The organism is Lewinellaceae bacterium (assembly GCA_020636105.1).
Taxonomy (GTDB): Bacteria; Bacteroidota; Bacteroidia; order Chitinophagales; family Saprospiraceae; genus BCD1.
Window position 1 is genome coordinate 741,796 of the sequence record JACJYL010000001.1, and the last position, 23,827, is coordinate 765,622.

21 protein-coding genes and 3 tRNA genes are annotated in these 23,827 nt (G+C 42.8%); 17 read left to right on the forward strand and 7 right to left on the reverse strand.

Features of this window, described 5'->3' with window-relative positions:
- Positions 1 to 18: 18 nt before the first annotated feature.
- Together H6571_02655 and H6571_02660 are read right to left on the reverse strand one after the other, a co-directional pair.
- Entirely contained in the window at positions 19 to 1,044 is a 1,026-nt protein-coding gene (locus H6571_02655) for a hypothetical protein (protein ID MCB9322619.1), read from the reverse strand.
- 6 nt (positions 1,045 to 1,050) lie between these two features.
- Positions 1,051 to 1,737, reverse strand: coding sequence for a hypothetical protein (locus tag H6571_02660; protein MCB9322620.1), 687 nt, complete (start codon positions 1,735 to 1,737; stop codon positions 1,051 to 1,053).
- A 189-nt stretch (positions 1,738 to 1,926) separates the two neighbouring features.
- Between H6571_02660 and H6571_02665 the strand changes: the two genes are divergently transcribed.
- The 5 genes from H6571_02665 to purE all read left to right on the forward strand — a co-directional run bounded on the left by H6571_02665 (position 1,927) and on the right by purE (position 6,603).
- A complete protein-coding gene (locus H6571_02665; GenBank protein MCB9322621.1) occupies positions 1,927 to 2,661 on the forward strand; it encodes a glycosyltransferase in 735 nt (244 codons plus the stop codon).
- Complete coding sequence (locus H6571_02670; protein ID MCB9322622.1) at positions 2,651 to 3,571, forward strand: aldo/keto reductase; 921 nt, start codon at positions 2,651 to 2,653, stop codon at positions 3,569 to 3,571. The genes H6571_02665 and H6571_02670 overlap by 11 nt, the downstream gene beginning before the upstream one ends.
- Positions 3,572 to 3,584: 13 nt before the next feature.
- Positions 3,585 to 4,724: an FAD-binding oxidoreductase gene (locus H6571_02675; protein MCB9322623.1), complete on the forward strand. Its 1,140-nt coding sequence runs from the start codon at positions 3,585 to 3,587 to the stop codon at positions 4,722 to 4,724.
- Positions 4,725 to 4,775: 51 nt separating this feature from the next.
- Positions 4,776 to 6,038: an arginine deiminase gene (locus tag H6571_02680; protein MCB9322624.1), complete on the forward strand. Its 1,263-nt coding sequence runs from the start codon at positions 4,776 to 4,778 to the stop codon at positions 6,036 to 6,038.
- Positions 6,039 to 6,114: 76 nt separating this feature from the next.
- Positions 6,115 to 6,603, forward strand: coding sequence for a 5-(carboxyamino)imidazole ribonucleotide mutase (gene purE / locus H6571_02685; GenBank protein MCB9322625.1), 489 nt, complete (start codon positions 6,115 to 6,117; stop codon positions 6,601 to 6,603).
- 154 nt (positions 6,604 to 6,757) lie between these two features.
- On the opposite strand, the gene H6571_02690 is transcribed toward purE, so the two are convergent.
- Positions 6,758 to 8,212 carry an OmpA family protein gene (locus tag H6571_02690; GenBank protein MCB9322626.1) on the reverse strand — a complete coding sequence of 485 codons (1,455 nt, stop codon included), beginning with the start codon at positions 8,210 to 8,212 and terminating at the stop codon, positions 6,758 to 6,760.
- Between the two features lie 472 nt (positions 8,213 to 8,684).
- On the opposite strand from H6571_02690, the gene H6571_02695 reads away from it, so the two are divergent.
- Positions 8,685 to 10,211 carry a S8 family serine peptidase gene (locus H6571_02695; GenBank protein ID MCB9322627.1) on the forward strand — a complete coding sequence of 509 codons (1,527 nt, stop codon included), beginning with the start codon at positions 8,685 to 8,687 and terminating at the stop codon, positions 10,209 to 10,211.
- 27 nt (positions 10,212 to 10,238) lie between these two features.
- Here H6571_02695 and H6571_02700 read toward each other — a convergent pair whose 3' ends face one another.
- From H6571_02700 to murB, 3 genes are all read right to left on the reverse strand, one after another.
- Positions 10,239 to 10,928, reverse strand: coding sequence for a PorT family protein (locus H6571_02700; protein ID MCB9322628.1), 690 nt, complete (start codon positions 10,926 to 10,928; stop codon positions 10,239 to 10,241).
- A 123-nt stretch (positions 10,929 to 11,051) separates the two neighbouring features.
- Positions 11,052 to 12,386, reverse strand: a complete 1,335-nt coding sequence (locus H6571_02705; protein ID MCB9322629.1) for a dihydroorotase — start codon at positions 12,384 to 12,386, stop codon at positions 11,052 to 11,054.
- Positions 12,387 to 12,420: 34 nt separating this feature from the next.
- Positions 12,421 to 13,434, reverse strand: a complete 1,014-nt coding sequence (gene murB / locus H6571_02710) for a UDP-N-acetylmuramate dehydrogenase (protein ID MCB9322630.1) — start codon at positions 13,432 to 13,434, stop codon at positions 12,421 to 12,423.
- Positions 13,435 to 14,000: 566 nt separating this feature from the next.
- Between murB and H6571_02715 the strand changes: the two genes are divergently transcribed.
- Positions 14,001 to 14,075, forward strand: a tRNA-Val gene (locus H6571_02715).
- 50 nt (positions 14,076 to 14,125) lie between these two features.
- On the opposite strand, the gene H6571_02720 is transcribed toward H6571_02715, so the two are convergent.
- On the reverse strand, positions 14,126 to 14,332 hold the full coding sequence (locus H6571_02720; GenBank protein ID MCB9322631.1) for a hypothetical protein: 207 nt from the start codon (positions 14,330 to 14,332) through the stop codon (positions 14,126 to 14,128).
- Between the two features lie 187 nt (positions 14,333 to 14,519).
- Between H6571_02720 and H6571_02725 the strand changes: the two genes are divergently transcribed.
- From H6571_02725 to H6571_02770, 10 genes are all read left to right on the forward strand, one after another.
- The gene (locus tag H6571_02725; GenBank protein ID MCB9322632.1) at positions 14,520 to 14,873 is read left to right on the forward strand and encodes a four helix bundle protein; all 354 of its coding nucleotides are present in this window, start codon (positions 14,520 to 14,522) and stop codon (positions 14,871 to 14,873) included.
- Between the two features lie 6 nt (positions 14,874 to 14,879).
- Positions 14,880 to 14,953 (forward strand) — tRNA-Pro (locus H6571_02730).
- Positions 14,954 to 14,989: 36 nt separating this feature from the next.
- A tRNA-Pro gene (locus tag H6571_02735) sits at positions 14,990 to 15,063 on the forward strand.
- A 159-nt stretch (positions 15,064 to 15,222) separates the two neighbouring features.
- Positions 15,223 to 15,570, forward strand: a complete 348-nt coding sequence (locus tag H6571_02740) for a thioredoxin family protein (protein MCB9322633.1) — start codon at positions 15,223 to 15,225, stop codon at positions 15,568 to 15,570.
- A 13-nt stretch (positions 15,571 to 15,583) separates the two neighbouring features.
- Positions 15,584 to 16,612: a thioredoxin-disulfide reductase gene (gene trxB, locus H6571_02745; protein MCB9322634.1), complete on the forward strand. Its 1,029-nt coding sequence runs from the start codon at positions 15,584 to 15,586 to the stop codon at positions 16,610 to 16,612.
- A gap of 313 nt (positions 16,613 to 16,925) precedes the next feature.
- The gene (locus tag H6571_02750) at positions 16,926 to 18,227 is read left to right on the forward strand and encodes a hypothetical protein (GenBank protein MCB9322635.1); all 1,302 of its coding nucleotides are present in this window, start codon (positions 16,926 to 16,928) and stop codon (positions 18,225 to 18,227) included.
- 39 nt (positions 18,228 to 18,266) lie between these two features.
- Positions 18,267 to 20,354 carry a hypothetical protein gene (locus tag H6571_02755; GenBank protein ID MCB9322636.1) on the forward strand — a complete coding sequence of 696 codons (2,088 nt, stop codon included), beginning with the start codon at positions 18,267 to 18,269 and terminating at the stop codon, positions 20,352 to 20,354.
- A 116-nt stretch (positions 20,355 to 20,470) separates the two neighbouring features.
- Positions 20,471 to 21,607 carry an NAD(P)/FAD-dependent oxidoreductase gene (locus H6571_02760; GenBank protein MCB9322637.1) on the forward strand — a complete coding sequence of 379 codons (1,137 nt, stop codon included), beginning with the start codon at positions 20,471 to 20,473 and terminating at the stop codon, positions 21,605 to 21,607.
- A 123-nt stretch (positions 21,608 to 21,730) separates the two neighbouring features.
- The gene (locus H6571_02765) at positions 21,731 to 22,285 is read left to right on the forward strand and encodes a DUF1599 domain-containing protein (GenBank protein ID MCB9322638.1); all 555 of its coding nucleotides are present in this window, start codon (positions 21,731 to 21,733) and stop codon (positions 22,283 to 22,285) included.
- Complete coding sequence (locus tag H6571_02770; GenBank protein MCB9322639.1) at positions 22,282 to 23,772, forward strand: hypothetical protein; 1,491 nt, start codon at positions 22,282 to 22,284, stop codon at positions 23,770 to 23,772. The genes H6571_02765 and H6571_02770 overlap by 4 nt, the downstream gene beginning before the upstream one ends.
- The last annotated feature ends 55 nt before the right edge of the window (positions 23,773 to 23,827 follow it).

A 23,827-nucleotide genomic window follows, 5' to 3' on the forward strand; every position in this document is an offset into this window, starting at 1 on the left:
AAATTAAATTGAAAATCGTTATTCAAAAAATGAGTCGTACTGGTTGCGTTGCCCTTCTTCCCGAACAGCTTCCTTAACCGGCGCATTTAGATCCAGAATATCAGAATCATTATTAGCCTGTTCCAATAACTGGGTTTTATTATCGCCCAAAATGAGGCTCACGCCTTCTTTTTCCCATTTTTCAAGCATCTTCAGGCCTTCTTCCTCAAAAATACCGTTTTGAAGGTCAACGGACTGCATGAAATTAGCAGACAATTCCATGAATTGCTCCATCTCCCCTACCTTACCGGCAACATCATCCGTAATCGCCTCCATTGCGGCATCAAACATGGCTCTACGATCCGGATCCCCGGAAATAATACTCATGGCTGAATTCATGGCATTGTGGCTCGCATGGATCGCTTTGCGTTCCTGCTCCTTCACCTCTACCTGGTCCTTGATATCTTCCATCAGAATCTGAGAATTCTCGTACATTTTTGTCAAAACCCGGTAAAGGATTTCCATTTTTTTGTACAGATCATCCAATTTCATGTTCGATTCTCTCAGACGACCAGCTTTCCTGGATTTCAGGATCATTACGGCCTCTTTGTTAGAAGCTTTGGCCTTACTGGCCAATTGTAGGTTGCTGGTAATTTCTTTTTTGTTATTATAAATGATCTCATTGAGCTTATGCATCTGCCCGCGAAGCATACTGATCTGCTTATTCATTTTACGCAGATTATCTTTAAGATCATCCACATAGGATTTTAAAATGCCGATGGGGTCGATTTGAACGAAAAGGCCTGTAACCCAGCGCATCACACTTTTATACATATAAGAAACCATGGCACGCATCTTTGGATCAAGCACCATATAAATAATGGCCCCGAGTGCCACGAGCATTCCTGCCAGGTACAAGGTATTTTGGGCCAGTGTGATGAGGGTTGGCAAAGCCATGGTCAGTAAAACCCCTCCTCCAATGATTATCCCGGCAAGGAAAATAATGCCGGTTACCCCTTCAGGGCGTTTCCAAAATGATTTGGATTTTAATTCTTGTGGATTCATTTATTGTTATTGACTCTTGTTTTGTAAATAGGTTTTTATTTTGTTTACATCTTCTGTAATTTGATTGGCTACTGATTCATAAGAAGCCTGAAAATCTGCGCTTGTTTGCTTAACTTTTATTACAGCCGCTTCAATCTCGCTTTCAAGTCCTGTCGCTTTTTGCTGGCTTGCCGTGATTTCTTTTTGAAGCTGTTGTATTTGCGCTGATTTTTGTTTGACCAGGGCTTCAAGTTGTTTCAACTCCTCCTCCTTGCTTCCGATTTGTTTCACCCTCTGGTTGGCCAAAGCTTCCTGGAATTTATTTTCCTCTAACTTCAGCACGTTGAGATAATGATCAGCCGTTTTTAGAATTTCTTCTGTTTTGACGCCCATGGTCTGAGCCATGGCCGCTGCCGACTGAAACCTCGTTCTTTCATCCATTTGCATTTTCTGGAGGGATTGAAGCGAATTTCTGAATTCAAGGTAGTCAAATCCTTCAAGATTATTTTCTTCTATGGCCCTGAATAAAATCTCTCTGAATTTATTGGTGGCAGCACCCTTTACCGGCTGTTGGTCACGAGCCGGCGTGGAAGAATTTGCCGTTGTTTTAACCGCTTGACTTTTATCCGGATCTGCCTTGATCTCCTTTGCTTTTGCCTGCCTGGAAGAAGAATCTTCTTCAATAATAAAAAGCGACTTTAAATTTTTTAACATAAATTTTGCTTAAGTCCAAAAAGAAAGAAAGGTTATTTCAAACAGATTGTTTTTATCCTTAGACAAAAGTATCAGAATTTTCTACAAAATCCAAAAGCTAACCTCCTATGATTCAAAAACCATGAAAGGTGGCCGTACAAATCGTTTTTTTTTAAATGAATATTACCCTTAGTCCCGTATATTTGCAATATGCAAAAAACTAAGACCTTCGAGATTACGATTCCTGTCCTGAACGAAGAAGAAACGCTGGAAAAAAACGTAAAAATACTCTACGATTTTATCTGTTCTCATTTTCCGGATAAGAATCTTTGGAATATCGTAATCGCTGATAATGGTTCGACGGATCGAACCCCTGAAATCGCAATGGATTTAGGCAGGATAATGCCTGAAGTCAAACTGGTCAGGGTTCCTGAAAGAGGCGTAGGGCTTGCTCTTAAAACCTCGTGGGAACAATCCAATGCTGACATTGTCGGATATATGGATCTGGATCTTGCCACTGACCTTCGGCATTTCCTTGAAGCATATAATGCACTTGCCCATGATGATTACGATTTAGTTTATGCTACTAGGCTGCATAAAAAGGCTAAAGTGATCAATCGTACGCTTAAACGGGAAATTTCTTCCCGGGTTTTCAATTGGCTGGTAAAAATATACCTGGGCACCAAATTTTCGGACGGTCAATGTGGTTTCAAATGGCTAAAACGGTCGGTATTTGCAGACCTGAGGGATCACGGGGTTCGGGATAACGGCTGGTTCTTCTCCACGGAACTACTCACCGTAGGGGAATGGCTGGGGCTAAAAATTTTCGAGCTTCCTGTCAAATGGACGGACGATGTCAGCAGCACCAAAGTAAAAGTTATCCCCCTGGCAAAACGGTATTTAAAAAATATGCAGGAGTTAAAACAATTCAGGCATGCAAAATAAATCTTTCCCGATTCTTGGAACAGCCATGTGGGGATGGACAACGCCCAAAGAAATTTGTTTTGAGTTGTTGGATACCTTTTATACCCGGGGATTCCGCCAGGTGGACACGGCCACCAATTACCCGATCAATAAAAAACCCGAAGATTTCAGAAAGGCAGAAAATATCCTCAGAGAATGGATACTGGCACACGGTATTTCCGATTTGACTATAATGGTAAAAGTCGGAAGTTTGAATAATTTGGGCGGCCCGGAGAACAACCTGTCAAAAAGCTTTTTATTGCTGGCCCTTGATGAATATAGTTTTTTGTTTCACGACAACCTGCGAACTTTTTCCATACATTGGGATAACCGGGAAAATGAGGCGGACATCCGGGAAACTTTTGAAGCCTTAAAAATCGCCTCTGACAACGGTTTGAATATCGGTTTATCGGGCATCAAACACCCTGAAATTTATGCAAGGATTAATGAAGCATTTGGGTTTAAATTCAGCATTCAATTCAAACACAACCTGCTTTATTCGGATTTTGAACGATACGCCCCCCTTCATCATCAGGGCAAGTTTTTAGCCTATGGTATAAATGCAGGCGGCCTTAAGCTCAATCCATCAGCCTATCATGATAAAAGTACCTTAAACGTAAGAGGGGGGCATACTGAAGACCAGCCCCCTTTCGCCCCTGCCCTGCTCCAATTGATAGAAAAAGCCAATCAAAACAACCGACGACCGGCAATCGAAAATTTTAACCAGTGCGGACTCTGTTTTGCCTGGTATAAAAAAGGGATTGAGGGCATCCTGATCGGAACTACCAAGGTAAAACAATTGGAACATTCCCTGGATTTTATGGAAATTTTATCCAATCACAGTTATCTTGACGTTTTTGAGGATTTGAAGACCCTAAATCAACCCCAATAATTATTCAATATTTATGGCCACAGAAAAATACGATTTTGCTATTCTTGGCGGGGGAATTTTCGGCATTTATTCTGCACTTTTTCTTGCGGAGAAAGGGTTACATATCTGCCTGATTGAAAAAGAAAAAGAATTGATGAAAAAGGCCTCGGTGGTGAACCAGGCACGCTTGCACAGCGGTTACCACTACCCCCGTAGTGTAGCTACAGCCATTATGTCCAACGAAAACAAAGCCCGGTTCACGGAAGATCACAAGCAATTCATCAATTTCCATTTTGAAAAATATTACGCCATCGACAAATACGGTTCCTTCACGGATTCGTTGCAGTTTGAACGGTTCTGCCGGCATATAGGCATCAAATGCGATAAAATTCCCCGGCACAGATTATTTAATTACCACAGGCTCGAAGCCTTGTATTCCACCATTGAGTATAGTTTTGATCCTTTTTTAATAGCTCAGTCTTATCGAGAAAAAGTTGGAGGAGTAAAAGAAATTATTATTAAAAAAAACACGGTCGTCAAGGAAGCTGAGGCCGTGGGGGATGAATGGATCCTGAAGCTTAAAAACATTTCAGGAGGAGAACAAGAGGAAATAAGAGCCTCCCAGGTGATCAATGCCACTTATAGTGCCAGCAATGCCATCAATGCACTTTTCGGGGTCAATCAAATCGACCTCATGCATGAAATTTCGGAAATTGCACTGATGACTTCCCCTCAACTTGGAGAAATTGGCTTAACAGTCATGGACGGGCCATTTGGATCAATCATGCCCTATGGATTGTCAGGGCTGCTTTCCCTTTCTTCAGTGGTGTACACCCATCACAAGGTTTCCTATGAAAAAACGCCTCATTTTAATTGCCAGGAAATCAATACCGATTGCCGGCCTGACTATACAGGCAATTGCAATGACTGTGTGGCCCGTCCCAGGACACATTATCCCAAGATGATCAAACAAATGAGTCAGTATTTCAGCGAGGACGTGGAATTTAATTATTTTTCCTCCCTGTTTACCATAAAGTCAAAACTGATGGCCAATTACATCGACGACGGCCGACCAACTGAAATCAGCGTTTTGAATGAAAATCCACGTTTTTATTGCATATTTGCCGGAAAAATAAACTCCATTTATGAAATCGAAAAAGTCGTGGACATTTAGTTTACGTTGTCCATTTCTTAAAGATTAGATTGACCACCATAAAAACAAATTATGAGTAAGATTCATGTTTCTTCAGAGATCGGAAAGTTAAAAAGAGTAATTGTACACCGCCCGGACAGAGGCATCGCCAGGATCAGCCCCCGCCGGGCTGAAGAATTGTTATTTGACGATATAGTCTTCCTGCCAAAAATGCAGGAAGAGCACGATATTTTCACCAATGTCCTGAAACGATTCATCGGGGAGGAAAATGTACTGGAAACCCAAACCCTTTTGGAGGAGTGTTTTGGAATTGACGTAGAGATCAAGGAAGAACTTATCGATATGGCCATCAGCTATGAAGAACTTCCCACCTACACCAAAAAAACATTGATGAACCTTCCTGATGACGAACTGGCCCGGGTGCTCATTACCGGTTATTATCCTGCGGAAGAACACATCCTCTTTGACCCCATTCCCAATTTTATTTTCACCAGGGATATCGCCGTAACGGTAAACGACCATATCATTATTACCAAGGCATCAAAGGAAGCCAGGGCGAGGGAAAATTTACTCACCCGGTATATCATTCGTACCCATCCCTGTTTTAAATCATTGGTCGACGAAAAAAAGATCATTAACCTGAATATGATCGATGATTTTCCTCCTTCAAAACGGAATGAAAAGGTTTCCATTGAAGGAGGAGATGTGATGATCATCAATAAAGATTACCTGCTCATAGGTTGCAGCGAACGTACCACTACTCATGCCGTACGGTCTTTGGCCAAAGTATTGTTCGAAAAAAATATCGTTTCAAATGTGGCCATGATTGACGTGCCCAACGAGCGATCTTTTATGCACATCGATACTTTGTTCACCCAGATCAATCCGACTGATTTTGTCGGCTACAAACCCATAGTCGTGGACGGGCATGGATCGAATGTAGAGGTGATTCATAAGAATGGGACAAATACAAAATACCTGAGCATTGAAGCCTTTTTAAAAGCTGAGATCAATCCTAATATTCGTATCATACATGCAGGAAAAGGGATCAGCCCCTATCAGGAAAGAGAACAATGGACCGATGGATGTAACCTGGTTACCATAAAACCTGGCGTTGCGCTTACTTACGACAGAAATCCCTGGACAGAAGATGCCTTTAAGGAAGCCGGTTATCGCGTGGTGTACGCCATCGATCTTTTAAAAGCTTTTGATGACGGCATTCTCACTCCCGATGAGGTAAAAAACACCATCATCACCCTTCCCTCAACGGAATTATCCCGGGCACGTGGAGGATCTCATTGCATGACCTGTCCCATTGAAAGGGAAGAGATTTGAAAGGGAAAAGGTTAAAGACTAAAGATTAAAGTTTTTATCGCAGTATCATAAAATTATACCATCAAAATATCAATACATGGTTAGCATAATAATGGGATCTGACTCTGATTTTCCGGTCATGAAGGCGGCCAAAGCAATGCTTATTGAATTAGGGGTTCCCTATGAAATAAATATTGTTTCTGCCCATCGCACCCCGGAATATATGTTTGACTATGCCAAACAGGCACATTTGCGCGGCATCAAAGTCATCATAGCAGGAGCAGGAGGAGCTGCCCACCTTCCGGGAATGGTGGCTTCATTAAGTCCGCTACCTGTTATCGGCGTTCCGGTCAAATCATCCAATTCAATAGATGGCTGGGATTCTATATTGTCTATTTTACAAATGCCAAATGGTGTTCCGGTCGCTACGGTGGCATTAAATGCTGCAAAAAATGCAGGAATTCTGGCGGCACAAATTATTGGAACCCATAACCAGGAAGTACAGGAAAATATTCTGAAATACAAAGAAGGTATGAAAGAAGAAGTATCGGTCAAAAGACAGAAACTGAGAGATTTGGAAAATTAAACAGGGCTAAAACAATTAAAGTCACAGCCTGTTGTTTAAGGTTGTGGAAGAATTTACTTCTTTCAAAGGTTACGGGTTGCGGGGACTATTCACCCGCAACCCGTAATGTTATGATTGTCATATTTTTACAATCAATTACCTTTCGGTTTCATTTTTATTCAATATACAAATTAAACTCCACTCTCCTGTTCAGTTTCCGTCCTGCGGCGGTCTTATTATCTGCCATTGGAACGGTCTCCCCGAATCCGGAGAAGCTCAGGCGGGACGGGCTTACGCCTTTGGAAACCAAATACTGGAAACAGGCCTTGGCCCTGTCTTCAGATAAAACGCGATTCAATTCTTCATTTCCAACATTATCGGTATGTCCGGCTATGGAGAGGCGATATCCCACGTATTCTTTCATGATATCAACGATCTGGTCCAGTACTTCAAAAGACTCCTGCTTCAAGGTAGCTTTTCCTGTCTCAAACCGGACAGCACGCATGGCGAATTCCAATACCTGCTTTACTTCCTCTTTAATTTCCGGGCAGCCTTTATTACTTGCCAGCCCGGGCTGATCGGGACATTTATCGTCCGGATCGATTACAGAATCCCCATCTCTATCCGGGCAACCATTGATATCTCCGGCTAAATCCGGGCACGGGTCGTCTTTGTCTGCAATGCCATCTCCGTCTTTATCCGGACAACCACTTAAGGCAACAGTTCCGGGAATTTCCGGGCATACATCATCTGTATCAGGAACTCCGTCTTCATCCTGATCAGGGCAGCCCTGGGTAGCCTCAGGACCTGCTTCTTCAGGACAACGATCGCTGGAGTCCTGCAAACCATCCCCATCTGTATCCGGGCACCCGTTAAAAGCTTCTAATCCGGCAATATCAGGACAATCGTCAGAAGCATCAGGAATACGGTCCATATCAGTGTCCGGGCAACCGTCAGCATATTTAGGTCCAATTTCATCGGGGCAGGAATCTTCAAGGTCTATGATTCCGTCTCCGTCTGAATCCGGACAACCTTTACTCGTAGCAGGGCCGGGAATATCAGGACATTTATCATCAGTATCGATCACCCCATCACCATCCCGGTCAGCTTTCACGAAATTATAAATATAACCCACCCCAAGTTGCAGGTTATTTCTATCCTTTGCCCGCGACATTCTGTATTCGCCCTGGGCATTGATGATGGAATTTTCTCCAATTTTATAATTGAGTCCAATGCCCATAGGTACCTGAAAACTGGAGGAGTTGTCTTCATTGATAAAACCGCCACCACCAAAAACATAAGGAACCAGCTTGTTTTCCGCTTTGTCGTATTTGACCTGAAAAACGGCATCAAGACTTACAATAAAATGATTGTTGACATCCCCGGGAACATTGGCTACCCCTACCTTAAAAGGAAAAGCAAGATTCAAAAAATTATTAAAACCGTGAATATAGGATAATTCAATGCCATTGGTAATCGAAAGACTATCGATCCCATTAGGAATACCATAATCAATAAATAATACTTTAGCCCCGAGGCCGCGGATATTCTTACCGGAGGGTTCCTGTGCCGTTAAATGGAAAACACCAAGCATAAAAAAGCTTAGCAAGAGGATGGTTGTTTTTCTCATATTTTGTTTGAATTGAAAATTGGACAAACACTTAATTAATAATAATTGATAAATGTAAAAGTGCAGGAAAATATATCTTAACTTTTATGGACAGTCCCTTTAACTCAATAACCAAATTACTATTGTGCAATAATACAAAAAATAAAACTAAGACGAAAGGTTAATTATTCAAGTCACTACACTATGCCGGTAAGAGCTTGTCTAAATTTCCATGATTGAGCGAAAGTGAGCAAATTTTATTCTGATCAAGGCAAAAAACGCAGGCATACCTGGAAGGTAAGGCGAGGCTTTTTAACGCAGAGCAGGATGAAATTTGCCGCTTGCAGCCAATTGATGGAATTTTAGACAAGCTCTAAATAAATAAAAACCCAAAAAATAACAGGCCTTTTTTTTTAAAAAAATAATTTTGTTTATCTTGACCTTGATATATCATATTCTTAATTTTAACTAATTCACAAAACTATCTATCAAAATGAAACGAAAACACATTCTTTTGACCCTCAGCATTGGAATTCTGTTAGTCGGCTGTAGTAAGGAAAAGCTCAACGATTTAAGCCAGGAATCTTCTCCCATTCCCAACAAAGCAGCAATAGATGCATTCATTAAAATTCACCTGGAATCAGGTGAGGTTTTCAGATGGGAAACCGCCGGACCGGACCTGCTGGCAGGGGCACTTATTCATAGCGATTCCGTTGCTTTTGTAGGGTACAAACCAGCAAATGAAACCAATATTAAAGATAAAATCCATGAAATTGACGTTAAGTCGCCGGAATGGATGGCTGCCCGCCAAAAAGTAATTAACAGGATTGTCGAAAAAACCAATGAGCTTTACCCGGGACAAAATTTTTCCCAGGCTGATTTACTGCTCAGTGATGAAACCGAAACCTTTCCTTCTATTGACATCAAAATTTTTAATGAAGCGGTCGTTGATATGCTCAGGAAGATGCCTGAAGTACGGTATGTTGAACCAGGTAGTTATTCCATGGATGAGGTAGGTTATCGAAGTGATTCTGGATGTGGAGGTTCGGCACCAAGTTCCATTCCTGCTGCGGATTACACTCCCACAGCCCCGGACGCAAAAATATCATGGCATCTCGATTACATGAACGTGCCTGCTGCCTGGAGCATCACCAGTGGGGACGGAGTTACCGTTTGCCTTATTGATACCGGTGTTTCACCCAACCAGGATAAATTAGGCAGCAGTTTCAATTCAGGCCAGTCCCAGGGACGTTTTTTGGATAAAACCGGTACCTATGTCAGTTCATGGTGGTGGTGGGCCTCCCCTGATGGCCCCAATGACCAATGTGGACACGGCACCTCCATGGCGGGCTTAATTGCAGCTCCAAGAGGATACAATGGAACTTCTATAGGCGTCGCCTACAATGCTGACCTTTTGGCCATCAGGGGAACAGGAGATGTGATAATTAACGGATCAAGTGAAAAGACCGGAGTCAAAAATGGTTTAAAAATTGCAGGAGACCGCAGTGATGTGAAGGTAATCAGCATGTCATTAGGAGATATTTTCTGGAGCAGTAAAGTAGCCGATGGCATTTATTATGCCTACAACAAAGGAAAGATGATCATTGCCGCCGCCGGGACTTCCACCTCATTTACCAATTGGGTAGGAGTGATTTTTCCAGCTTCAATGAGCGAGACAGTGGCCGTTACCGGCGTCAAAGACGGCAGTCCTATGCAGGAGTGCGATGTATGCCATACAGGAAGTGCCGTAGATTTCGTGGCAGTTATGCAGCGCAGAAATGACAACTCGAGAACGGCCTTAACGCTTTCCATGAGCGGAAACCAGGTAGATCGTGTGGGCGGTTCATCCGCTGCTACGGCAACAACGGCTGGAATAGCCGCGCTAATATGGTCCACCAATCTTTCTCAAACGAGAACACAGGTCTTTAACAGGATGAAGACTTCCGCTTCATTCTATCCAAACAAAAGCAATTCGTTCGGATGGGGCATCATTAATGCCGGGCAAGCCGTTGCCAATTAACCCAATTTTCACCGGCATGGAATGTGATCATTCTATGCCGGTGATCTTTTCTGCTTTTTCATTACCCAAAAAATAATACCCGAAAGACACCTGGAGAGTATTCGCATAATGGTGATAATGCCCCAACGGCGCACCATTCATATCCGAAAAAGTGATATCGCCGATAGACAGCATACTTCTTACCCATCGAATTTCCGTAAAAAACTGTTCAACGGAAAATTTAAATCCCACACATATAGAAAAGTCGATTTTCTGATCCCCCAGAAAAGTAAGGTCATTCTCCACCAATACATCATTTCTCAGTACTTTCATATTGATCAAATATCCTATTTCAGGGCCGGCTTCCAGGGCAAGTGGACCAAAATTATATTGAACAAGCAGCGGCAGGCTCAGGTAGCTCATTTTGTATTGCCAATAGGCTTCAAGAGGATTCGGCATGCTTAAATCGACGGGGCTTTGTCCTCCTTTTTGGTTGAATAGCAGGTCTGTCTGTAAAGAAATATTTTTTGAAAGATCAAAGGTGCCGTTCATCCCAAAATGCCAGAGGCGGAGTGGTGCATAATGCTCATCTACCAAAAGGGTTTCAGACCTTACTTTGATATCTCCCATATTCATGCCCGCTTTAATGCCGAGCTGGAATTGTCCCGATCCCGAAACGGGAACGAGAGATATTATCGCCAAAAGCAAGTAAAAATAAAATGTCTCCTTTCTACTCATGGAAAAATTTTAATCTGGCCAGAAGTAAACGTATCCAATTTATGACAAACTAAAGGAGTAACGATTTTAGGAGAACCGAATTTTGGAACCGTAAGAATTTAACAAAAAAGACCAGGAAAACGCCTATCGCAAAAATAAAAGCCGTTCCCCTGACTTCCCTTCCCTGAAGACTCCATTATCATAGGCAAGGTGACCACTCACAATAACCTGCTCTACCCTACCCTGAATCTCCATTCCTTCTATCGGCGACCAGCCACATTTGTAATGTAGGTCTGATTTGTCAATTACCTGCTTTTGAGCAGGGTCAAATATTACGACATCAGCCCAATTCCCCTCATCAAGATAACCTCTTTTGTCGATTTGAAAACAGATTGCCGGCGCATGGCACATTTTTTCAACGATTCGCTCCAGGCTGATCATTCCCTTTTTGTAAAACCCCAACATAATGTTGAGGGAGTGTTGCACCAAAGGCAGACCACTGGGAGCAGAAAAATAATTGCCTTGTTTTTCTTCCCATGTATGAGGGGCATGATCGGTGGCTATAATATCGAGTCTGTTATCAAGCAATGCAGGAAATAAGGCTTCCTGATGTTCCCTGCTTTTTATAGCAGGATTACACTTTATCAACGACCCCAGAGATTTATAATCATCGCTATTGAAATATAAATGGTGAACACAAACTTCTGCGGTGATCTTTTTTTCTTCAAGAGGCAGGGTGTTGGTAAACAAATCCAGTTCATCCCTTGTGGAAATATGTAAAATATGCAGGCGTGCATCATGTTTTTTGGCCAGATCCACGGCAAGAGAAGAAGATAGCCAACATGCCTCCACGCTTCGAATCTCAGGGTGCATGCTCACCGGGATATCTTCCCCATATTTTTTCCTGAAAATTTCCGTATTATTCCTGATGGTGGTTTCATCCTCACAATGGGTGGCAATCAACATTGGCGTACGGCTAAATAGTCCCTCCAGCGTCAACGGATCATCCACCAGCATATTCCCTGTACTGGATCCCATAAAAGCCTTGATCCCGCATACGTTAACCGGATTGGTCTTAAGCACCTCTTCCAGGTTGTCGTTGGCAGCCCCCATAAAAAAAGAATAATTGGCCAGGGAAGTTTTGGAGGCGATATCGTATTTGTCCTGCAGGAGTTCCTGGGTGAGGGCAGCGGGTTTGGTGTTGGGCATTTCCATGAAGGAAGTCACTCCCCCTGCCACGGCAGCCCTGGATTCTGTATAAATATTGGCTTTGTGCGTCAATCCAGGTTCTCTGAAATGCACCTGGTCATCAATAATTCCAGGCATAATGTACTTTCCAGAGGCATCAATCTCTATATCGGCGGATTTGTCGAGCCCGGTTCCAACTTTAACAATCTTTCCTTTTTCAATAAAAATATCTCCCTCTACTATTTGTCCCCGATTAATCATTTTCCCGTTACGAATGATGATACTTCCCATAATTGATTTGTTTAAAAAGTTGCAAAATCTGACGCTAAAGAATATTGACCTCCCGTGAAAGGGACACCCCAAATTTTTTAAAAACATCGTTAGCGATTTCGTCCGAAAGCTTTTTTATTTCTTCACCCCCTGCTTTCCCGTAATTAACGAGGATCAGGGCCTGTTTTTCATAACACCCGGCATCGCCTCTCCGCCTTCCTTTCCAGCCACATTGCTCTATAAGCCAGCCAGCGGGAATTTTCACCCATCCGTCTTTTCCGGGGTAAGAAGGCATGTCCGGAAATTGTGCCTTTATTTTTTCAAAATGAGCCCTTTCGACTTCAGGATTTTTAAAAAAACTGCCTGCATTGCCAAGCAAGGTCGGATCGGGTAATTTTGATCGTCTGATTTCGATCACGGCCCTGTGAATATCATAAATCGTTGGTTGGGAAATGTTATGTTCCTTCAAAAGTGACTGCAGGGCTCCATAATCATCCATTATCCTGTGGCCGGAAGAGGTCAATAAGAAAGAAACTTCGGTGATACAAAATTTATCTTTCAGCTCATTTTTAAAAATACTGTCGCGATAACCAAACCGGCATTGGGCCCGATCAAAGATCTTCTTTTCCCCGGTCTCCAGGTCAATGGCTGCTAATTCCCAAAAAACATCTTTCAACTCCACCCCATAGGCACCGATATTTTGAATGGGTGCCGCTCCTACGGTTCCCGGAATCAAAGAAAGGTTTTCCAATCCGCCAAAACCCTGCATCAGACACCAGACCACAAAATCATGCCATGGTTCACCGGCGCCGGCGGTTACCATGACTTTTTCATCTGTCATTCTTTGAAAGCTTCGGCCGGAAAGGGCATTTTTTACCACCAGGTAAGGGAGATCTTTGGTAAACAGCAGGTTGCTGCCGCCGCCAAGAATAAAAATAGGCAGGTGATCAGTTTTGGATTGAATCAATTCTTCAAGTTGCCTTTCGCTTTCTAAAATCATGAACTGCCCGGCTTTTACTTCGATGCCAAAAGTATTGTATTGCGCAAGCGAATGATTTTTCAAAAGCATAGTATTCTATTTAGGAAACAAAGATAAAGGAAGCAGGAAAAAGAAAGGCATGCTTTTACATAAAAAAGACCATACCCGGGAGTATGGTCAAAAAATTTGGATTAGTATGAACGGTTCATACTTGGTGGAAAGACTCCCTAATGGCTAAAAAGTTGCATTTTTTCCAGGTTATTATCTGTGGGCAAAAAAAAAGCCGTGCTCCTGGCACGGCAACAAAATTTGGACTAGTATGAAAAAACTCTCTTCTTACAGAGAAATCTTATAGGTTTTGTTTTCAAATGATAGGGTTATTGTATTGTAGATATTTTAAAGACTACGTATATCTGCAAAAGTTGCCCGTTCATGAAAAAAGTTCAATTTTTTTCGACAAAATGATATTGTCACTAGTTGAATGAATGGGATAAGAAGAAACTTAGTACTCTTTTACGCAGGTTTGAAGGAATTGATTCAAAAAGAGTCTGTTTTTTTTCAAAATAAAATAATAATGCCTAACCAATTTTTAAAAAAAGTAGTATTTTTGCGCCCTGGGAGTAATTCCAATGTTTCTTTGTCATGAGGAAATTTATGAGGGTATAGCTCAGTTGGTTTAGAGCGCTTGCTTGACAGGCAAGAGGTCCGCAGTTCGAGTCTGCGTATCCTCACTCACTTTTTAAGAGAAAATCCTTTCTCTTTATTCCTTGGTAATTTGTTTCTAGATTTTTCCACCCTTCATCACGAAGGAGACGTCCTCGAGTACTTTAATATTATCCAATGGATTTCCTTCTACCCAAACGGCCCAATCCGTGTGCATGGATTCTCCGTCAAATACCCGGTCGGCTAAAAGTAGATACCCTTCATCCTGCGCAAAAAGGGAAACATTAAATACAAAAAGGAAAACCGTAATAATTATTTTTTTCATAAACATAATTGATTTGGTATCTGCTAAGCTTATATCTTACAGGCAATTATAACACATACCTTTCAAAACTAGTCTAAAGTCCTTCCTAATTTCTTTTGTAAAATCTACATCGGTATTTGGAATTAGTCAATTAAGTTTTAATTTTGCCCATTATCTTCAGTGGTGATAAAAGTTACAACCCAATTGGATGTTCGATTTTGAAAAATTAGATATTTACCAGCATTTGAATCGACTATCGGTTGACATACTCAAATTTATGGCCGAAGATATCGCTATTGATGTTTATTATAAAAAACAACTCAAAGAAGCCATTTTAAAATCGCTTTATCACCTGACAGAAAGTACAGGTAGAATGGAAATCACCGACAAGAAAAATTTTATCGTTTCCTCCAGGTGTGCCATTTTTGAATGTGTGGCGATTTTACATGTGATTGACGGCGTATTTAACCTCGCGCCGGATAAATATGAAGACTTCTACGACAGAATGACAAGTGCTTCCAAAATGTTACTTGCCATGTATCGTAGTTTCGAAAGAAAATAATATTTTCGGGATGTAGCTCAGCCCGGTAGAGTGCTGGTCTGGGGGACCAGAAGTCGCAGGTTCAAATCCTGTCATCCCGACTAATTTCAATAAACCTCACCACTTCATTCATTCCTCGGGATGTGGCGCAGCCCGGTAGCGCACTTCGTTCGGGACGAAGGGGCCGCAGGTTCAAATCCTGTCATCCCGACTCTTTATTCGACAATATTTCCAAACCTAATTCTTTCCATCCGTTCTGTAACAGAGGTTACAGAATCTATTCTATCCAGGTCCTAGATTTGCACTATTATATTTCATCACAGAGGTGATTTTTGGAAATTATTATTTTTTAAATTAAAATATTTAAATTATGACACTGCAAACGAATCTGGACCATATTGAAACCGCTGATCAATTTAGTGAAATCATCAACAAAAATGAAAATGTCATGATTTGCTGTGGAAGGATGGGCCCTATGTGTCTGCCTGTGTATGCAGAAATGGAGGATATTTCCGGGGAATGTGACAATGTTAAATTTTATGACATGCTTTTCGACAACCCGCACGCTGCCGTTGTTCGTAATCTTCCGGAATGTTCGACCTTCATGGGACTTCCGTTTACCGTTTATTTCAAAAACGGACAACTTGTAAAAGCGACCAGCAGCATACAATCCCGCGAGCAAATTATGGATATTCTGAACGAAAATTTTTGCAACTAAAGAAGCATAAACTATGGGGTATCGGGGGGATTGGATCCGTCCAGACCTCCGGTATCCTGAGTTTATTTCATCAACATATAATCCGCATATTATGGATGAAAATCATTATGATGTTATCGTTATCGGGGCTGGCCCTGCGGGACTGACCGCCGGAATTTACCTGTCCAGAGCAAAGATGAAAACCCTGATTATCAATAAAGGGGTATCCGGGGGACAAATGGTGCTGACGCATGAGGTAGCCAATTATCCGGGAGTGGAAAACATTAGCGGATATATGCTCTCCAGAACCATGGCACGACAGGCACAATCCTTTGGATGCAAGATCATTTCCAATGCCACCGTGGAGGATCTTTCGCTGGAGGGAGAAGTGAAAAGTGTTTCGATTTCAGGGAAAGGCATCTTTACGGCCCAATCCATTATTTTGGCGTCTGGAGGGAAATCAAGGCAACTTGGTGTCCCCGGTGAAAAAGAATTTTCAGGAAAAGGTATCTCCTATTGCGCCACCTGTGACGGAGATTTTTTCCAGGATAAGGAGATTATCGTGGTCGGTGGCGGCAACTCCGCCCTCGAAGAGGCTGTCTCCCTGACTCAATATGCATCAAAGGTGACTATCGTGCATCAATTCGATCATTTCCAGGCCTATGAACATGCTATTGACGAAGCTAAAGGCAATGCTAAAATTGATTTCATCATGAGCTCAACGATCAGCCAGTTTCACGGTGACGGCAAACTCAATAAAGTGACCATTAAAAACCTGGAAACTCAGATAGAAATGGAGAAACAAATTGACGGGGTGTTCATTTTTATCGGGTATGTGCCCCGAACTGATTTTCTAAAACACAAGGTAAAACTAAATCAATGGGGTGAAATACTCACCGACAGCGATCTGGAAACCAATGTAAAAGGGGTTTATGCTGCCGGAGACGCCCGTGCTAAAAAATACAGGCAAATAACCACGGCCACAGCAGATGGAACGATTGCTGCACTCAATGCCATTGCTTATGTAAACGAATATAAGAAAGCCAACGTTTTGGCCTTCTAGGAATCCCCTCCCCAATTCTGGACTCGGTCCGGATTATCCCGAATTTTGCAAAGTGTCAAAATTCGGGATTTTCTTTTCATTTATCGCTTAACATTTTACGGTACAATCAATAAAACAGGTATTTATACCCTTTCCCGCCTATTGAAATTCCCTGACCTTTGATGTATTGAATATTACAACTTAGCCGTGTTAACACCAAAACCTAAAACCATACCATTCTCACCCCCCAACACCGGAGGTGAAAAATTGTACTGTTTGTTCAAACAGGGTTGAAGTTAATGAGGCTTCATCTATCACCTAAAAGCTATTATTTATGCAAAATTCATCACAACGGAACAAACCATTCAGTCTGATTCTTGCCTTTCTTTTTTGTCTGTTTTTACTCCAGACATGCAAACAAGCCGTCACTGTCCCTCCCGAAAATGAGGTTGAAGGAGAGGAATTGATCGAAACCCCGAATTTAGGGCAAACTTTTCCGATGCCTGATCCAGCCGCCTTTAAAGCTTCCTCCAATTTTGATTTTCACCAAATCTCCTGGGAATATTTCCTGTGGCTAACCAGCAAGGTAGATATGGATCATTTGGTATTTGACACCATGTATACGGACAAAGCCATCCTGCCAGAATTTAAAGAGGACAAAAACCATATTTTAGGCGGAGTAAATCAGGCCGAATCCAATGGTATTGTGGTCGATACAAATGGCCGCGCCGTATATACTACTATGTCCATAAACGGCACTTACAGGGATTTTGTATTAGAAAACAAACTCTATGATCCTGCTGCGTTTCAGAATTTCCCCGCAGATACGACTTTTCCTGTGGGGGCACTTTCCTTGAAACTGGCCTGGAAACTCGTCGGTGAAGGAGAGGATGTCAGCAATTTTTATACCACAGAAGCCGAGATCCAGTTACTGGAGGAGGTAGATGGGCTGGTTACGATTCCAGATAATCCCAAAACACAGAAAAATGTAAAAGTAGCCCTCGTAGGATTTCACATTGCAGTGGTGGTCGAAGGGCATCCGGAGGCTATTTGGGCAACTTTCGAGCACGTCGACAATGCACCTTACCTGGCGGCCAACGCCCAGCGGGATGGCGGAGTTTCGGAATTGAATCATACCTTTTACAACAAGGATACCAAACTCGCCGATGTGAACCAGAATAATGCTCCCATTTTGACTTTAGACGCTGCCACTCAAAAATTGTCCCCTGTTACCCAGGTGGCGCTTCAATTCCGAAGAGGAGGAGGCAACAGCATCAACCAAAATAATATCGATGAAATTAATGAAATGATGCATGCAAAACTGGATGAAAAATCCATTTGGAGAAATTACATTGAAATAGGAGCCGTTTGGTTTAAGGTTGCGGATGGTCTGAAACCTGACTGGAACCCGAATACCGATCAAAATACCCTGATCACCGGTTCCGTTCAATTGTCCAACTCGGTGATTGAAACTTTCACGCAAAATATAGTTTCGCAGAACGAATGTTTCAGTTGCCACAATACCATGACCACTACAAACACTCCGGACGGGCTGCCGATCCTCCCGGGAAAAAATGTGAGTACCAGCCATATTTTGCTAAAAAATTACCTCGGACAGCGGGTTTCCAGGTTTTAACCCCACCCCTATTTTTTTATCTTCAAAACTAAAAACATCATGGAAAATAAAATAAATTTGCGCATTCACCCGGCTATTGGCATGGCCAGAGTCGGCAACAGTGAGGATTATTATATTGCCCCCGAAACAATGGCCGGCCGAAAAGGGGAAAATGGTTTAACCGGCGGGCTCCCCATAAAAAAAGGCCAGGAAACACAAACCATTACCAGCGATGATATCCGGGACACCTCTGGACAACTCAAACGTCAGGCCGCTCGTTTCAAAATATTTCAGTACGATAATGATGCTCCCACGAGTTACCCATCCGGGGCAGGAACAGAGGTGATCATTGGATCTGTCGTTAATGGAAAAAAAGTTGTGGACATAGCATGGACCGTCCACCTCGCCAATAAGAAAGCCAACTGCTGGAGTATCGATGAGGATGCAAATCAGGGCATTGAACTATACGAAAACGGAGCTTTTCCTCCTATTAGAAACCCTCAATTTGCAGGTTCCAACGATCCGTCGAATAAGACCAGGTTGCAAAAACTGGTCATTGATCCTGGTCCCAGGGCAATCAAAGCCTCCAATAAAAACACCGCCGAATTCAAAAACGGTGTGATGGCTACCTATTGGGATTCAACCAGCGGCACCATCAAAAATATTGAAAATTATCCCCAATCTTTCCCGGGAACCAAAGGAAATACCACCGGCATTCAATCCATTGAGTCACTGGGCGAAATTCTGACAGAAGACAACGGAAGACTATTGGTATTGGGGGGCTTTGGCAAAGCCTGTGGATTCAATAGCCAGGGAGATCACGATCCAAACGCTCCCTTAAATATGGATGTTGACAACAACAACTGGCTCGATGACACTTCTGACGGGCCGGTAAAGGCAACAGTGATTTTTGACGATGGGAGCAAATGGGATATTCCCGGCAGTGCCTGGGTGGTATCGACGGATCCTTCCTATGCTCCCCAAACATTAAATGTGGTTTCCCTCTGGGACGATATATTTACCAACTGGCTGGAAAACATGAATCTCGATCCCGAAATTTATTCCGATGGAAAATATCAGCCCAGTTTTAAACCTCATTTTGAAGATGAAGTTGCTCCTACCCTGCTTGCAGCCCATCTCCAGATGTGGAATACCAATCTGCCGCAAAAAGCCATACAGGCTCACAGGAATATGTCCAATATGGGGGAACAAAAACCATCTTTTAATATCATGTCCTACATCAGAAATCCGAACCTGACTGGAAAGGACGATCAGACTGAAACTGGTTCTCCTTTGATGCCACTTTCGCTGGGCGACTCCGCCAAAGGATTTCTTACAGTTTCCAAAACCCAGTATTTTTTTCTGAGTCAATGGGCCAATGGTATGAGTGAAAATGCTCCTGCCAAACCACTTGGCCCCGGAGAATTTCTGGATAAAGCAACACTGGTTAATTGCCTGGGAGGACGATTCAGCCCGGGCATAGATATGACTTTTATTGCCAGGGATCCCAACCTTTTTAACCAGGACTGGAAAAACCCTGCCATAGGGCCTTTCCGGATCAATGCGAAACACCTTGATTATGCTCAGGCCAGCCAGGACAATCCCTTTTTAGGGGTTGGATACACTCCTTTACGAACCAACACCCCGGTTGAACCGGGTGATATTTCAAAATTCATGGCCATCCCGTGGCACACCGATTACAATTCCTGTGCCACTCATATTCCTGCACCCAACCCGGGAGGAGATCTTACCCCACAAAATGCCTATAGTGGCACGGTGAATACCAGCTTATTCTGGTCCTGGCCTGCTCAGCGCCCTGTGGCTGTATATACCTTTGACGACCTGGTGGCCAATAACGGCAAATTACCCGTTCAACGATATTCATTAAGGGGAAAAGGCACTGCGGTAGATGCCACCTCCACCTTTCCTGCCACTGAGGTAGGCAGGTTCCAGAGTCGTTTGGACATTTTAGACAATTGGAACAATATCGGGGTGATTATCCAGGGGCCGGCCATTGAAAATTACCCGGATAATTTTGATAAAGATTATTATCTGGAGGTAAAAAGCAATTTCAAAAAAGACGAAAGCAACCTGGTAGTTCCCTGGCCCAATACGGCCACCGATAAGAATTATCCGCCGAAAAGTTGAAATTGATCTGACTTTAACTTTGATATTTATATAAAAACGCTGGTAGCCACAGACAGGTTATTTTAAATGCCTGATTGCGGCTGCCAGTGCTTATTTCTTTCTCAGATTTAGCGAAAATGACTGAAATTATCCCCCCGTCCATTTATTCTGTTGCCATATTGGGAGGCGGTCCCGCAGGAAGTGCCTGTGCCATCAATCTTTGTCGCCTGGGAGTAAAGGATATTATCATATTGGAATCAGGGGAATACGAAAAATTCAGGATCGGTGAAAGTATCCCTCCGGAAACTCGCAACTTGTTTCAACAAATGGGCATCCTCCCTGCCTTTCTCCAGGAAAAGCATGACCCATGTTTCGGGAGTGTATCCTATTGGGGAGATGAGCGTCGTGGTTATAACGACTACATATTAAGTCCTTATGGCCATGGTTGGCACCTGGATCGACGAAGGTTCAATTTATTCCTGGCAAAAGAAGCCCAATCTGCGGGGGCAACGGTTTTGACCGGCGCCAAATTTCTGACCTCCAAGGTGCTGAATGATGATACCTTTGAACTCTCCTATTCAGACAGCCAAAATCAACTGGATCAATTTAAGGCACGAATAGTGGTGGATGCCACAGGATCAACTGCCCTGTTTGCCCACCAGCAAGGCAGTAAAAAGATGGAAACAGCTTCCCTCCTTTGCCTGGCTTCACGATTCGCTGCAACGGATACCCCGCCTGTTTTTAAACTAACCCACCTGGAAGCTGTGGAGTACGGCTGGTGGTACACTGCCCGCCTGCCTGACAAAAATTTACTGGTGACTTTATATTCCGACCAGGACACTATCAGGCAAAAAAAACTGAACCGGGCCGATCAATGGATGGAACACCTTAAAAACACACCCAATACCTTCAAACTTGTTTCCGGGATGAGCTTGCAGGATTCATCACCAAAAGGATTTCACGCACCGTCTTACCGACTGGACCGAATAGCAGGCAAAAACTGGGTAGCCCTCGGAGATGCGGCCTCAGCCTATGATCCGATCACTTCCCAGGGCATCATCAAATCACTGTCCAATGCGTGGGAGGTGGCTCCAATTATCGCCAAAAATCTACTCAGTCCCAATGGAGGATTTGAAGATTTTGAGCAATCAATGGACGAGAGATTCCGACAATACCTCGAAATGCGCCAACATTACTACCGGTTAGAAAACCGATGGCCTGATTCTGCTTTTTGGCAAAAATTTCACCAGTTAAATACCACTGCGACCCTTTAATCATTCTCTGCATTCCAATTTCGGAAATCATTAACAAAGATTAAGCTCTTCTTAAACTTTTAAAGCCCTTAAGTTTCCTAATGTATTCAGGCAATCTGTATATTTGCGTAAAATATCAGAATAGTGAAAAAAACCCTCGGGCAATACGACGAAATCAGCAGCCATTGCAGAGCACTTTTTCTCAAAAAACATGAGGATTATGGTACTTCCTGGCGAATTTTGCGTCCCTCTTCCCTGACGGATCAGATGTACATCAAGGCTCAACGGATCAGAAGTATTGAAGAAAAATCGACTCAACTGGTGGAAGACAGCATCGAAGGAGAATACTGGGCATTGGTCAATTACGGAATCATCGCCCTGGTTCAACTTTCACTTCCTCCTGAAGCTCCACTGGAAATGGAAACCGAAGAAATCATTCCCCTTTACGATCATTTTGCCCACGAAACACGTGAGTTAATGATCCGTAAAAATCATGATTATGGTGAAGCCTGGCGAGAGATGCGCATCAGTTCCATTACAGATCTCATCCTCGCAAAAATCTTAAGAATCAAACAAATTGAAGATAACAAAGGAAAGACCATTGCTTCTGAAGGGCTGGATGCAAACTACATGGACATCATTATTTATGCTATCTTCGCATTAATCAAATTAGCAGAAACAAAAAACAAAGGGATATGACACTGACAAGCATGTTAATTGGCGTGGGTATTGTGGCATTTATTATAACACTGGCCATTTATTTTCTCAAAGGAGAGATCAAAAACTGGCTGATCAGCTACCTTCAGAATTTCACCGGGGTTTTATTCATTTTCTCCGGATTGGTAAAGGCCGTTGACCCGTTGGGTACTGCCTACAAAATGCAGGATTACTTCGGCGAATTCGAAGCTACTTTTAGCGGTACCAGCTTTAGTTTTATTGCCCCCATGTTCCCGTGGTTTAGTGAACATTCAGTAGGCATTTCCGTATTTATGATCGTGCTTGAAATTGTGCTGGGAGTAATGTTGATCATCGGCGCCATGAAAAAATTCACCGCCTGGACTTTTTTACTGCTCGTGATATTTTTCCTTATCCTGACCGGATTCACCTACCTCACCGGATATGTGCCGGAAGGGGTCAATTTCTTCCAGTTTATGCAATGGGGTCCGTGGGTGGAAACCAATATGAAAGTTACGGACTGCGGATGTTTCGGAGACTTCATCAAATTGAAACCCTTTACTTCTTTCCTAAAGGATGTGGGGCTCATGTTTCCTGCCATATTATTTGTATTTACCACCAAGAGTATGCACCAATTATGGTCGAAAGGAACGCGTGCCATCGTGAGCATTGCCACTTTGGTTGGCCTTACATTTTATTGTATCAGTAATTATGTATGGGATATACCGGATGTGGATTTTCGCCCATTCAAAGAAGGTGTAAATATTGCTGAACGCAAAGTACAGGAAGAAGAAGCCGCAGGTAATGTGAAGGTAACCCACTATGAAATGACCAATAAGAATACCGGTGAATTCGTCAAGTTGCCTTTCGATCAATACATGAAAGAATTTAAAAACTATCCCAAAGAAGAGTGGGATTTGGTGCAAATAAAATCAACCCCTGAAATTGAAGCCACCAAAATCAGTGATTTTGCATTGGAGGATATGAACGCCAATGAAGCACAGGATGATTTACTTGCCATTGAAGATTACAACTTCCTGATCGTTGCCTATAAACTCTACGGTACAAGAAGCAGCCGCACCGTAACTGTTAATGATACCACCTTCGTTCAGGATACCATAATGGTTGTTGGCGATACCCTTGAACCTCCCAAAATCGTCACAAGCATTGATACCATTGTAAAACGGCAAGTGGTGGAACCAGTCTTCATCTGGGATGAGGATTATCTGAAACACTGGACCGGAACCGTTAACCCGGTTATGAAAGCCGCTATAGAAGCCGGTTATAAAGTCAATGTCGCCACCGCCTACCTGGGCCCGGAAGGCATTAAGGCTTTTCAGGAAGCATCAGGTTGTGAATTTCCGTTCTACCAGGGCGATGACATCATGCTCAAAACGATCATTCGTTCGAATCCGGGGATTCTATTAATGAAAAATGGAACCATCATAAAAAAATGGCATTACAAAAAACTACCGCACTTTGAAAAGATCCAGGAAGATTATTTCAAATAATCAAACAATCATAAAGCAAATACGGTATATTTGCCAAAAGTCTAAATAAAAACTA